9 protein-coding genes are annotated in these 13,619 nt (G+C 70.4%); 7 read left to right on the plus strand and 2 right to left on the minus strand.

Annotated elements, in window-relative coordinates; translation table 11 throughout:
- Nucleotides 1-29 precede the first annotated feature (29 nt).
- Both ASF06_RS09345 and ASF06_RS09350 read right to left on the minus strand, forming a co-directional pair.
- Complete coding sequence (locus ASF06_RS09345) at nucleotides 30-2,261, minus strand: LLM class flavin-dependent oxidoreductase (RefSeq protein WP_055945835.1); 2,232 nt, start codon at nucleotides 2,259-2,261, stop codon at nucleotides 30-32.
- A gap of 4 nt (nucleotides 2,262-2,265) precedes the next feature.
- Nucleotides 2,266-2,649 carry a winged helix-turn-helix transcriptional regulator gene (locus ASF06_RS09350; RefSeq protein ID WP_055945839.1) on the minus strand — a complete coding sequence of 128 codons (384 nt, stop codon included), beginning with the start codon at nucleotides 2,647-2,649 and terminating at the stop codon, nucleotides 2,266-2,268.
- A gap of 204 nt (nucleotides 2,650-2,853) precedes the next feature.
- Here ASF06_RS09350 and ASF06_RS09355 point away from each other — a divergent pair, with 204 nt between their 5' ends.
- From ASF06_RS09355 to ASF06_RS09385, 7 genes are all read left to right on the plus strand, one after another.
- Nucleotides 2,854-3,444: a class I SAM-dependent methyltransferase gene (locus ASF06_RS09355; RefSeq protein WP_055945842.1), complete on the plus strand. Its 591-nt coding sequence runs from the start codon at nucleotides 2,854-2,856 to the stop codon at nucleotides 3,442-3,444.
- Nucleotides 3,445-3,571: 127 nt separating this feature from the next.
- A complete protein-coding gene (locus tag ASF06_RS09360; protein WP_055946436.1) occupies nucleotides 3,572-4,789 on the plus strand; it encodes an aminotransferase-like domain-containing protein in 1,218 nt (405 codons plus the stop codon).
- A 227-nt stretch (nucleotides 4,790-5,016) separates the two neighbouring features.
- Nucleotides 5,017-6,606: an APC family permease gene (locus tag ASF06_RS09365; protein WP_055945845.1), complete on the plus strand. Its 1,590-nt coding sequence runs from the start codon at nucleotides 5,017-5,019 to the stop codon at nucleotides 6,604-6,606.
- Between the two features lie 60 nt (nucleotides 6,607-6,666).
- On the plus strand, nucleotides 6,667-7,515 hold the full coding sequence (locus ASF06_RS09370; RefSeq protein WP_082500815.1) for an urea amidolyase associated protein UAAP1: 849 nt from the start codon (nucleotides 6,667-6,669) through the stop codon (nucleotides 7,513-7,515).
- 119 nt (nucleotides 7,516-7,634) lie between these two features.
- Nucleotides 7,635-8,261: an urea amidolyase associated protein UAAP2 gene (locus tag ASF06_RS09375; protein ID WP_235497191.1), complete on the plus strand. Its 627-nt coding sequence runs from the start codon at nucleotides 7,635-7,637 to the stop codon at nucleotides 8,259-8,261.
- On the plus strand, nucleotides 8,258-11,911 hold the full coding sequence (gene uca, locus ASF06_RS09380) for an urea carboxylase (RefSeq protein ID WP_055945854.1): 3,654 nt from the start codon (nucleotides 8,258-8,260) through the stop codon (nucleotides 11,909-11,911). The genes ASF06_RS09375 and uca overlap by 4 nt, the downstream gene beginning before the upstream one ends.
- The gene (locus ASF06_RS09385; protein ID WP_055945857.1) at nucleotides 11,908-13,614 is read left to right on the plus strand and encodes an allophanate hydrolase; all 1,707 of its coding nucleotides are present in this window, start codon (nucleotides 11,908-11,910) and stop codon (nucleotides 13,612-13,614) included. Before uca ends, ASF06_RS09385 begins: the two co-directional genes overlap by 4 nt.
- Nucleotides 13,615-13,619: the final 5 nt, after the last annotated feature.

Below are 13,619 nucleotides of genomic sequence, written 5' to 3' on the forward strand. Positions count from 1 at the left end.
CGACGGGGCCGAATCGGGCAACTCGGCGGTCAGCCCAGCGGGGCCGGCTCTGCGGCGACTCCGAAGTTGTCTTTGAACACGAAGTCCGGGTCGACCTCGGCCTTGATCGCGCGGAGCCGCTGCAGCGTCGCCGGCGGAAAGGCCTGCGCCACGATCTGCTCGCCCGTGCGGCTCTCGAAGCTCAGATACAGACCGTCGAAGTGCTCCGCCAGGTCGTCCCACAGCTGTTCGAACCGCGCACTCCGCCCGACCGACGTGATCGAGAAGTTGGCCGACCTGTGGGCGTACGCCGTCGCATCCGGGGCCACGTCGTTGATCGCGCCGCCCACCGGGCGGATCTGGAACCACGGCGCCGAACCCGACGTCGCCAGCGCTGCGGCGGCCCGCGCGGTGTCGGCATCCAGATGCTCGACCAGCCCCGAGCGGAACGACGGCTCGCCCTGTCCGTTGTGTGCGACATCCGAGGCGTTGGCCATGACCGCCGCGTACGGCAGCAGTTGCACCTGCTGGCCGACCAGCGGCGCGAGCGCAGCGAACGGCTCGAGCCTCGCGATGATCGTGTCGGGATCGGAGGAGTTCACCACTCCATACATCTGGGCGGTCGCGGGCTCGGCCGGGCGACCGCCGCTCAGGATCACGAACAGCGTCGTGTCGCGGGGCGACTGCTCCTGCAGGGCTCCGAAGCGCTCGAGAAAGTCGGCCGCATCGTCGACCTGGAAGGCCAGCTGCGCCCATCCGACATCGCCCACCTCATCGGCCACGAAGTCGAACGACACCACGATGCCCACGTTCGCACCCGCGCCGCGCACGGCCCAGAAGAGCTCGGGGTTCTCGGTTGCCGAGGCGTGCGCCACCGTTCCATCGGCGAGCACCACGTCGGCGGCCACGATGTGGTCGATCGTGAGCCCGTGCTCGCGTCCGAGAAAGCCCACGCCGCCGGCCGTCGCGAGTCCGCCTACGCCGACCCCGCCGTAGTCGCCGCTCGAGAGCGCGAGTCCGTGGGGCTGCAGGGCGGCGGCCACGTCCATCCACCGGGCACCCGGGCCGATGCGCACGAGCCGAGTCTGCTCGTCGACCAACTCGATCTCGTTGAGGTTCTTGAGGTCGATCACAATGCCGCCGTCGTTGGTGCTGCGACCGCTGATGCCGTGGCCTCCACTGCGGATGCCGAGCGGCAGCGACGGGTGCCGGCGCGCGAACGCGAGCGCGTCGCGCACCTCGTCGATCGAGCGCGGACGCAGCACGAGCCCGGGCGCACCCCCTCGCATATAGGTGGAGCGCACCGACGCGTACGCCGTATCTCCCGGCTCGATCGCGGTCTCGCGCAGCGACTCGGGCAGCTCGTCGTAGGCGATGCCCTCGCGCCTCAGCGCGATCGCCCTGGCGGGCCGGATGCTGTCGGTCGCCACGGTTCCGCGGCTCGCGCGCTCCGTCGCCACCGCTTCACGCACCGGCTCCATGACCTGCTCGGCAAAGCGCTGCAGCACCGACGGGTCGTCGCCCATCACGATGAACGTGCCCACGCCGTCGTCGAGTGCCATGGTCGTGAGCTGGTCGACGCTCTCAGTGCCGGTGATGTTGAGCATCCTCCTGACTTCCGCAGGATTGCGCCCCGCCTCGGCCGCCGCGTCGTCGATGCGCGCGTTGCCCGATTGCAGGTCGCCGGGCTTGAGGTAGGGCAGGCTCGGCAGCCATCCATCGCCCTTCTCGCCTGTGAGCCGCAGCATGCGCGGCTTGTACGCGCCCACCCAGATCGGAATGTCGTGCGCCGGCGCCGGCCCCCGCTTCGCCCCGTTGACCGAGTAGTACTCGCCGCCTCTCAGCACGGAGCGCTCGCCCGCCGCCCAGATGCCGCGCATGATGTCGATGGCCTCGCTGAGGGCATCCACCGCCTGCCCCGGGGTCAGGCGGCGCCCGCCCATCGCCTCGATCGCATCCCAGAAGCCGCCCGCGCCCAGGCCGAGGTCGAAGCGGCCTCCGCTCAGCAGATCGAGCGACGCGGCCGCGCGGGCCGTGACCGGCGCCGGTCGCAAGGGCAGGTTCAGCACGTTCGGGGCGATATGGATGCGCGTGGTCGCCGATGCGACGAACGACATCAGCGTCCAGGTGTCGAGAAACGACGACTGGTAGGGGTGGTCTTGAAAGGTCACGAGGTCGTAGCCGAGGGTCTCCGACAGCTGCGCGAGCTGAACCGGAGCCTGCGGCTGGGCGGCCGACGGGGTGATGAAGGTGCCGAAACGGAGGGTGTGTCCGTAGTCCATGGTGCTACTTCTTCTCTGCGGGAGTGGTGTCTTTGTAGGCTGCTTCGGGGCGTTCGAGGTTGGCCGCGGCCCACTGTCCGAGCTGCTCGAGCAGGGGCAGCAGCTGCTCGCCCTGCGTGGTGAGGGCGTAGGTGACGGCGACCGGAGGCCCGGCGTCGACGCTGCGGGTGAGCAGCTTCACGTCTGCCAGGCCGGTGAGGCGGTCGGAGAGCATGGCGTCGCTGATGCCCGGAACGCCGCGCTTGAGCGCCGCGAACGAGAGCGCGCCGGAGCCGAGCGTCGAGAGGATCATGCCGTTCCACCGCTTGCCCAGGATGCTGAAGGCCAGGCTCACGGCGGCGTCGCAGGTGTGCAGGTCGATGGACGTGGCTTCAGGCTTCGGGGTCATGCCCCTACGCTACGCTGCTAGTTTTCTTAAAGCAACTCTGAAAAGCATAGTTCTCTCGCCGCGGTCGCCATCCGTCCGTCAGTCGATGCTCCTCTGCGCGTGATTGAGAGCGTTTTCTGACGGATGGATTCCCTTCGACAAGCTCAGGGAACGGGCGGGACGGGTAGTCTCGGTACGCTCGTAGCTCGCGGAGGAGGGGACTACATGAACGAGGTTGCTCAGGCCTATGGAGCGAGGGCCGCCGAGTACGTCGAGTTGCTCGGCTCCGTCGACGCCATGCACCCCTCCGATCGCGAGCTCATCGGCACGTGGGGCGACCAGCTCGTCGGCGCCGCGATCGATGCCGGATGCGGCCCTGGCCACTGGACGGACTTCCTCGCCCGACGCGGCGTCGACATCCGCGGCATCGACCTCACGCCCGCGTTCGTCGAGCACGCACGCCGCCGCTACCCCGAGCTGCGGTTCGCGACGGGCAGCGTCGACGCGCTGGACGCATCCGACGCCTCTCTCGGCGGCGTGCTCGCCTGGTACTCGCTGATCCACCACGCACCGGATGCGATCGGCTCGGCCCTCGACGAGATCGCGCGCGTGCTGCGACCCGGCGGGCTGCTGCTGATCGGGTTCTTCGTCGGCCCCGCCGTCGAACCCTTCGAACACGCGGTCACGACGGCCTACCGCTGGCCCGTGGCCGATCTGAGTGAGCGGCTGCGCGCATCCGGATTCGAGATCGTCGAGAGCCACACGCGCACGGGCATCGGATACCGCCCGCACGGCGCCATCGTAGCCAGGCGTTAGCTGCACCGGCCGGTCATGACGTTGTGTTTCACCGGGTGGCGAAGGGTTACGCGGGGTGTCTTGCGGAGCCCTCGGCTCCACGAGCATGGACCGCACCGCGCACGAGCCACTTTTCGAGGAGACCCCCATGACCATTCAGACCGAGGCGCCCACGTCGGCCGACGCGTCGACAGTACGGCGAACGGCGCTGATCTCCGCGTTCGCCGCCCCGAAGGGCTTCGGCGACGCCACGCTTCGCGACCCGCGTGCCGATGCGATCGAACTGCTCGGAGGCGTGCCCGACCCCAGCGTGCTGCCCTCGGCCGAGCTCGCCGAGGCCACGGCGCGCGTGCTCTCGCGGCCGGGCGTTCCGGCGCTGCAGTACTCGCGCACCGAGGGGATCTCGCCGCTGCGCGAATGGATAGCGGAGCGCGAGGGCGTCGCCGTGGAGCGCATCATCGTGACCAACGGAGGGTTCCACGGCCTCTCGCTCGCCATCCAGACGGTGGTCGAGCGTGGTGACCTGGTCGCCGTCGACAACCCGATCTTCCCGCTCTTCTTGCGGGGCCTCGAGTTGTCGGCCGCCGACATCCTGCCCATCCGGGTCGGGGCGAACGGACTCGACCTCGAGCAGCTGGCCGACCTCCTGCACGACGGCGCACGACCGAGCGCGCTGTACACCGTTCCCGACTTTCACAACCCGTCACAGGGGTCGCTGACGGCGGAGGGTCGCGCCGAACTCGTGCGGCTCGCCGAGCGCTACGGCTTCGTGGTGTTCGCCGACAACCCCTATCGCGAGCTCTGGTACTCGGGCGGGCCGGAGAGCTCGCGGGAGTTCAACGACTCACCGCAGGTCATCCACATCAACACCTTCACGAAGACTCTCGGGCCCGGCCTCCGTCTCGGATGGGTTGTCGCGCCGGAAGGCCGTTCGGCAGACATCCTCGCCCTGCGCAGCCGCCAGGATTCGCACAGCTCGACACTCGTGCAGGCGATCGTCGGCGAGCTGCTGACGAGCGACCCGACCCTGTTCGACAACAGCCTCGACCGCGCCCGCGCCCTGTATTCGGAGCGGGCCCGGGCTCTCGTCGCAGCGCTCGAGCGCGAGGCTCCGGGAGCGTTCGAGGCGACAGTTCCGGGCGGTGGACTGTTCTTGTGGCCGCGACTCGTCGACGAGGCGATCGACGCAGACAGGCTCGCAGCCGACGCCAGCGCCGAGGGCGTCGAGTATCAGCGCGGCGCGTTCTTCGCCTCCGGCCTCGGCACCGACGCCGCGCGCCACCTGCGGCTCGCCTACGGAAACGTCGACGTCGCCCTGCTCGAGGAGGCGGCCGCGCGCCTAGGCCGCGCGCTCCGCAGGCTGTAGCTTTCGGGTCGCTGCTCGCCCGCGACTTGCCACAAAATGCTCTCTCCAGCCAGAAACTGCGCGTTTTGCGGCAAGTCGCGGCCAGCCCGAGGCCAGAAGTGCGTCCGCGCCGCCGAAACCCAGAGTTAACACGGGTGAAACGGGCTCGCAATTGCGATCGCCCAGCATGAGAACATCACCTGTCAATCGACAGGTATTCGAGTGTTCTTCTGCGGAAGGTCGTGCCCATGAGCACCCTGGAACCAACCCCGATCCACCCCGCTCCATCCCAGAACCACAAGGTCTATCGTCAGGAACTGCACCGCGGTGTGGGCTCCTTCGCGTCGTTCGCGGCCGGATTCTCGTTCGTGTCCATCCTCACCACCGTGTTCCAGCTCTTCGGGCTCGGCTTCGGCATCGGCGGGGCCGCGTTCTTCTGGACCTGGCCGCTCGTGTTCGCGGGCCAGTTGCTCGTGGCCCTCAACTTCGCGCAGCTCGCCGCGCGCTGGCCCATCGCCGGCTCCATCTTCCAGTGGGCATCGAGACTCGCGGGCACCACCTTCGGCTGGTTCACCGGCTGGGTCATGATCGTCGCGCAGACCCTCACCGTGGCCGTCGCCGCGATCGCCGTGCAGGCCGTGCTTCCCGCCATCTGGGACGGCTTCCAGATCGTCGGCGGACCGAAAGCCGACCCCTCGCTGGCCTCGGCCACCGGCGCGCAGAACGCCGTGCTGCTCGGCGTGATCCTGCTCGTGATCACCACCGTCGTCAACATTCTCAGCGTGCGCATCATGGCCCTCGCCACGAGCGTGGGCGTGCTCATCGAGATCGTCGGAGTGGTCGTGCTGGTCGTCGCTCTGCTGCTCCTGCCCGCGCGCAGCCCCTCCGCCGTCTTCACCACCGACGGGGCGGGTGCCACCGACTCCCCTTACATCTGGGCCTTCCTCGCCTCGTCGCTCATGGCGGCGTACGTGCTCGTGGGCTTCGACTCCGCCGGCGAGCTGGCGGAGGAGACGCACGCTCCGCGCCGAACGATTCCCAAGACGATCATCCGAGCGGTCGTCGTGTCGGGACTCGGCGGAGCGCTGCTGATCATCGCCGCCCTCGTCGCCGCCCCCAGCCTGACCGACGGAAACCTCGCCGGCGGCGGAATCGCCTACGTCGTCACCGAGCGCCTCGGCCCGGTGTTCGGTCGACTGCTGCTCGTGGCCGTCGCGGTGGCCGTGTTCGCCTGCACCCTCGCGGTGCAGACATCCGGCTCGCGCATGATGTTCTCGATGGCCCGCGAGCGCGCCCTGCCGTTCTGGCGCACCCTCGCCGCGGTATCGCCGCGCACCGGTACCCCGATCGCCACCAGCGTGGTCGTCGGCGTGGGCGCGGCCCTCGCCCTCGCGGTGAACTTCGGACAGTCGGCCATCTTCACCGCCCTCTCGAGCCTCTGCATCGCCATGCTCTACCTGGCCTACCTCGGAGTCACCGTGCCGCTGCTCGTGCGCCGGTTCAGAACGCCCGGCCAGGGGTTTCCGCCCGGCGTCGACGAAGACGGCAAGCCGCTCTTCACCCTGGGCCGCTGGGGAATCCCGGTGAACGTAATCGCCGTGGCCTACCAGATCGGCATGGTCGTGAACCTGGTCTGGCCCCGCGCCGAGATCTACGACCTCACCGGCGAGACCTGGTGGCTGCAGTGGAGCGCCCTGCTCTTCATCGGCGCCACGCTCGTTGCGGGCTTCCTCGTGCACCGCCACGGCCGCAGCCGACACGGCGCGATCCTGCTCGGACACCTGCCGACCTCGGCCGTGCCCGGGGCGCAGGCGGGCGCCGTTGCCACGATCGCCTAGGCAGACCCGAACCCGATCACGAAGCCCCACCCGCACCACCCGAAAGAGAGCACCGGCACCATGACCTCGATAGCCGACGACCACCAGACCGACAGCGTGCTGGCGGCGAGAGCCGACGCACGCGCGCAGGCCGAACGCACCTCGGAGTACATGCCCTACCGGCCCGCCTCGTCGTCACCCGTGGTCCCCGCGGGGGTCGATCGCGACGCCCTCGTCTGGGCCGAGACGGTCGCCCCCGGCGGGTACACCCACAAGGTCATCGCCCGCGGCACCCGGCTGCGGCTCGACGACCCCACGGGCACGGCGTGCGCCCACGTCGTCGTGTTCAACGCCCTCGAGACAAACGAACGGCTCAACGTGGCCGACACCATCAAGATCCCGTGGCAGGCATACCTCGGCACAGGCCACCCGCTACTCTCCGGCGACGGCCGCGCGCTGGCCACGATCACGGCCGACACCTCGGGCCACCACGACACGTTCTGCGGCACGAGCACCGACGAGTTGACCACGGCGAAATACGGATCGGCGGCTCCCGAGGGGCCGTCGCCATCCGGCCGCTCGCGCTTTCTGCTGGCCGCGGCCAAGCACGGGCTCACCGGGCGCGACCTGCCGCCGAGCGTCTCGTTCTTCCAGGGCGTTCGGGTCGAACCGGATGGCGCGCTGACCTTTATCGGCAGCGCCGGTTCGGGCGCGCACGTCGAGCTGGTGGCCGAGCTTCCGCTGGTCGTGCTGATCGTCAATGTGCCGCACCCGCTCGATCCGGCCGACGACTACCTGGTCGGACCGCTCGTCGTTCACGCCTGGCCGGGCGAGCCCACCCTGCCCGGCGACCCGCAGTTCACCGCCACGCCCGAGGTGAACCGCGCCTATCTGAACTCGATCGACTACGCGAAGGCCCGAGCACTGTGAGCACCAGCACCACCACCCACACCGTTGCAGGCCGCGCCCTCGTCACGACGGTTCCCGTCGGCGCCCACTACGTCGACGGCACCACGCTCGACCCGAACGGGCCCCTCGCATCCGGCCCCGTGGTGCTCGACCAGACCGTCGCCCCACTCGCGCCCTGGTCTGCGCGGCTCCTCGCCGGGCAGACGCTCACCATCGTCGACGTCGGCGGCAACCAGTCGGCCGACTTCCTGGTCTACAACGCGCACGACACCGACGAGCGCTACTCGGCGCCCGACACCCTCGCGTGGCAGGGCAACGCCTACCTCAGGGAGGGATCGGTCCTCCGCTCCAACCTCGGCCGCCCGCTGATGACCGTGACCGGTAACGAGATCGACAGGCAGGACACGATCGGGGGCGCCTGCTCGAAGGAGTCGAACACGCTGCGCTACGGGTTCCACACCGAGCACCAGCACGGCTGCCGCGAAAACTTCCTGGCCGAGGCCGCCCGCCACGGATTGGGCGCCCGCGACCTCGTCTCGAACATCAACTGGTTCATGAACGTGCCCGTCGAGCCCGACGGCGCGCTCGGCATCGTCGACGGCATGTCCGCTCCGGGCAAGCGCGTCGCCATCCGGGCCGAGATGGACGTGCTCGTGATCGTCTCGAACTGCCCCCAGATGAACAATCCCTGCAACGACTTCAACTGCACCCCCCTGCGCATGCTGGTCACCGACCCGCTGCGCGAGACAGGACCGGACAACGCATGACCCCCGCCTTCGACACCTTGCTCATCGCGAACAGGGGCGAGATCGCGCGCCGCATCATCCGCTCGGCGCGCACGCTCGGCCTTCGAACGGTCGCGGTCTACTCCGACGCCGACCGCGCCGCCCCGCACGTGCGCGAGGCCGACGAGGCCGTGCGCCTCGGGCCTGCACCGGCCCGGGAGTCGTACCTCGACATCGACGCGATCCTCGCCGCCTCCGCGCGGCTGGGCGTCGGCGCCATCCACCCCGGCTACGGCTTTCTGTCGGAGAACCTCGAGTTCGCCCGACGCGTCGAGGCCGCGGGCATGAGCTTCATCGGCCCCACGGCCGCGCAGATCGCGTCGTTCGGCGAGAAGCACACGGCACGCGAGCTCGCCGCCCTCGCCGGCGTGCCGATGCTCGCCGGAACCGGCCTGCTCTCCTCTACCGACGAGGCAGTCGGGGCCGCCGAGAGCATCGGACTTCCGGTCATGCTGAAAGCCACCGGTGGCGGCGGCGGAATCGGCATGCAGGCCTGCACCACCCTCGACGAGGTGCGCGAGGCCTACGACCGGGTCGCCCGTCTCGGCGAGAAGAACTTCGGCTCGGCCGGCGTCTTCCTCGAGCGCCTCGTGCGGCCGGCCCGCCATGTGGAGGTGCAGCTGTTCGGCGCGGGTGACGGCCGCGTCGCCGTGATCGGCGACCGCGACTGCTCGCTGCAGCGACGCAATCAGAAGGTCATCGAAGAGGCGCCCGCTCCCGCGCTTCCGGATGCCGTGCGCCGGCAACTGCACGATTCCGCCCGGTCGCTCGCGGCGTCGGTCGGGTATCGCTCCGCCGGCACCGTCGAGTTCGTCTACGACCCGATCCGCGAGGAGGCCTCGTTCCTCGAGGTGAACACCCGGCTGCAGGTCGAGCATCCGGTCACCGAGGAGGTCTACGGCGTCGACCTGGTGGCTCTGATGCTGCGCCTCGCCCGCGACGGCGCCGACGGCATCGACCCCGCGATCTTCACCACTCCGTTCGAACCGAGCGGCCACGCCTTCGAGGCCCGCGTCTACGCCGAGGATCCCGACAAGAACGGCCTCCCCAGCTCGGGACTCGTTACCCAGGCCGCCTTCCCCGGCTTCGGCAGCCCGGCCCTCACCGGCGTGCGCATCGACGGCTGGATCGAGACCGGCCTCGAGGTGTCGCCCTACTACGACCCGATGCTCGCCAAGGTCATCGCCGCCGCTCCCACCCGCGACGCCGCACTCGATCTGCTGCGAGAGGGACTCGACGCCAGCCGCGTCGACGGCGTCGTCACCAACCTGGGCCTGCTGCGCTCGCTCACCGACGAGACCGGCCTGCGCGCCGCCGCGCACTCCACCTCCACCCTCGACAGCACGGCAGATCCCGATCCTCGCATCGACGTGCTGGATGCCGGCGCGATGACGACGGTGCAGGACATGCCGGGCCGCACCGGCTACTGGCAGGTCGGCGTGCCGCCGAGCGGCCCGATGGACGCCGTCTCGTTCTCGGAGGCCAACCTCGCCGTGGGCAACCCCGCCGGCGCACCCGGCCTCGAGATCACGGCCACCGGGCCCACCCTGCGATTCAGCGCGCCGGGCCTGATCGCCCTGACCGGCGCACCGGCATCCGCGACCCTCGACGGCGCCGAGCTGCCGATGTGGCAGCCGGTCGAGGTGGCCGCCGGCAGCGTGCTGAGCATCGGCACCCTGCACGGCCCGGGCCAGCGCTCCTACCTCGCCATCCGGGGCGGCATCGACGTGCCGCTGTACCTCGGAAGCGCGTCGACCTTCACGCTCGGCGGATTCGGCGGGCACGCCGGCCGCGCCCTGCTGCCGGGCGACGTGCTGCGACCGGGCTCGCCCGACTCCGACGCAGCACATCCGGCCTTCCCCGCGGGCACCCGTCTCACGCGGGTCGGCGGCGCCACCCCCGCCGATCGACGGCCGGCGCTGTCGACGAACTGGCAGATCGGAGTCACGGAGGGGCCGCACGGGGCGCCCGACTTCTTCACCCGCGGCGACCTCGACGTCTTCTACTCCACCGACTACACGGTGCACTACAACTCGGCGCGCACCGGCGTGCGCCTCGACGGCCCGCGCCCGGAGTGGGCTCGCGAAGACGGCGGCGAGGCGGGCCTGCACCCCTCGAACATCCACGACAACCCCTACGCGGTCGGAGCAATCGACTTCACCGGAGACACCCCGATCATCCTCGGCCCCGACGGCCCGAGCCTCGGCGGCTTCGTCTGCCCTGCGGTGGTCGCGAGCGGCGAACTCTGGAAGCTCGGGCAGCTGCGCCCCGGCGACACCATCCGCTTCGTTCCCGTGCGCGAGGCCGACGCGGCCGCGCTCGACGCCGACCGCGCCTCGTTCACCGTCGCGACCTCCGGCGGCGACGGCGACGACGGCGTGATCGACCGGCTCGAGGCGACCGACGCGCGGCCCTCGGTCACGTATCGCCGCGACGGCGACGACAATCTGCTCGTCGAGTACGGCGACCTCACGCTCGACCTGGGGTTGCGGATGCGCGTGCACGCGCTGATGGAGAGATTGCAGAGCGAGTCGCCCCAGGGCGTGCTCGAGCTGACGCCCGGCATCCGGTCGCTGCAGATCCACACCGACTCCTCCGAGCTGAAGGCCACCGCGCTGGCGGGGCTGCTGCGCGAACTCGAGCAGGACATCCCCGCGACCCACGAGCTGGTCGTGCCCTCGCGAACCGTGCGACTGCCGCTGTCGTGGGACGACCCGGCGACCCACCTCGCCATCGAGCGGTACATGAACGGCGTGCGCTCCGACGCGCCCTGGACTCCGTCGAACATCGACTTCATCCGCCGCATCAACGGGCTCGACTCCGTCGACGACGTGCTGAAGACCGTGTTCGACGCGACCTACCTCGTGCTCGGACTCGGCGACGTGTACCTCGGGGCGCCCGTGGCCACGCCGCTCGACCCGCGGCACAGGCTCGTGACCACCAAGTACAACCCCGCCCGCACCTGGACCGCCGAGAACTCGGTCGGCATCGGCGGAGCCTACCTCTGCATCTACGGCATGGAGGGCCCCGGCGGTTACCAGTTCGTCGGACGCACCGTGCAGGTCTGGAACCGCTTCCGCCGCGGCGGCCTGTTCCAGGAGAATCCGTGGGCGCTGCGCTTCTTCGACCGCATCGAGTGGTACCCGGTGGGCGCCGACGAGCTGCTCGAGCTGCGCGCCGAGACCGACGCCGGCCGCGGCGAGTTCGAGACGCGGGAGGGCACATTCGCGATCGCCGACTACCAGCGCTTCCTCGCCGACAACGATGACTCCATCGCCGATTTCCGCGAGACGCAGGCGCGCGCGTTCGGCGAGGAGAAGGAGCGCTGGCGCGCATCCGGCGAATTCGATGTGCGCCCCGACGAGAAGGCGAGCGCGCCGGCCAACGCCGTCGTCGTCGCCGAGGGTTCGTTCGGCGTGGCCGCGCCGTTCACCTCGACGGTGTGGCAGATCGCCGTCGAACCCGGTCAGGCGGTGAGCGCCGGCGAGAAGCTGATGGCGCTCGAAGCCATGAAGATGGAGTCATCCGTCTCGGCCACACACGACGGCATCGTGGGCGAGATCCACGTGCGACCCGGGGACCAGGTGTCGCCCGGCCAGATTCTCATCTCGATCATTGGAGCAGCAGCATGACCCTCACCCCGACAGCAGTAGACCGGGTCGACGCCGCCTACCGGCGCATCGACGCCGTCGACCGCCCCGAGATCTGGATCAGCCTGCGCGACCGGCAGGACGCGCTCGACGAAGCGGCGGCGATCGACGCCCGCGTCGCCGCGGGTGAGAGCCTGCCCCTCGCCGGAACCGTGGCCGGCGTCAAGGACAACATCGACGCGGCCGGTTTCGACACCACGGCGGCCGCGCCCAGCTTCGCCTATCGGCCGGATGCGGATTCGACCGCGGTCGGCCGGCTTCGGGCGGCCGGCGCCGTGATCATCGGCAAGACGAACCTCGACCAGTTCGCGACCGGACTCGTGGGCACCCGCAGCCCCTTCGGCGCGGTGCGCAACGCCTGGCGACCCGACCGCATCTCCGGCGGATCCAGCTCGGGATCGGCCGTGGCCGTGGCGCTCGGCATCGTCGACGTCGCCCTTGGCACCGACACCGCCGGGTCGGGTCGCGTGCCCGCGGCCCTTAACGGCATCGTCGGCGTCAAGCTCACCCGCGGTCGCATCCCCACGACCGGAGTCGTGCCGGCCTGCCGCACCCTCGACTGCGTCACCGTCTTCGCGCGCGAGGTCGGCCTCGCGCGCCAGACGGCGGAGCTGCTCGCCGGCCCCGACGGACTCGACCCGCTGGCGCGCACGCTCGAGGAGCAGGCCCAGCACGCGACGGCCGCCGCGCTTCCCCCGCGACCCCGTGTCGGCATCCCCACCGCTTCGCAGCTGGAAGGCCTGGCACCCGGCTGGGCCGAGGCGTTCCACGCGGCGGCAGATCGCCTCGCCGCAACCGGCGTCGACATCGTCGAGGTCGACATCTCCGCCCTCCTCGAGGCCGCGCAGATGCTCTACAACAGCGCCTTCGTCGCCGAGCGCTACGCGGCCGTGGGCGCGCATATCGACGAACACCGCGACCTCATCGGCACCGAGCTCGACCCGTCTGTTGCCACCATCGTGCTGGGCGGCGCCGATCGCACCGCCGTCGAGCTGTTCCACGCGCGCGAGGAGCTCGACCGGCTCGGCGCCGTCGCGACAGCCGCCCTCGACGGATGCGACGCCCTGCTCACCCCGACCACCACGTGGCATCCGACCCTCGACGAGATCGCCGCAGACCCGATCGGCGGAAACAGCCGCATGGGGCGCTACACGAACTACGCCAACCTGCTCGACATGGCCTCGTCCTCCGTTCCCGCCGGCACCGTCGACGGACTTCCGTTCGGCGTCATGATCACCGCGCCCGCCTTCCACGACCTCGCCGTGCACCAGCTGGCAGAACGCCTGCTGTCGCCGACCATCGACATCCTCGTGGTCGGGGCCCACCTCGCCGACCAGCCGCTGAACCACCAGCTCGTCGCGGCCGGGGGCTCGTTCGTGCGCAGCACGACGACCAGCGCGGACTACGCCCTGTTCGCGCTCGACACCACGCCGCCCAAGCCGGGCCTGCTGCGCGTCGACCACGACGGCGCGTCGATCGCCGGTGAGATCTGGTCGCTGCCGGCGGCCGGATTCGGGGTGTTCGTCGCATCCCTGCCCTCGCCCATGACCATCGGCCGGGTGACTCTGTCCGACGGCGGAGTAGTGTCGGGGTTCCTCTGCGAGCCGATCGCCACGGTCGGTGCCGAGAACATCAGCGGGCACGGCGGATGGCTGGCCTGGCGACGGGCGCAGGCCTCGATCTAGTGAGA

Origin of the sequence: Agreia sp. Leaf244, from assembly GCF_001422695.1 — a bacterium.
Lineage (GTDB): Bacteria > Actinomycetota > Actinomycetes > Actinomycetales > Microbacteriaceae > Agreia.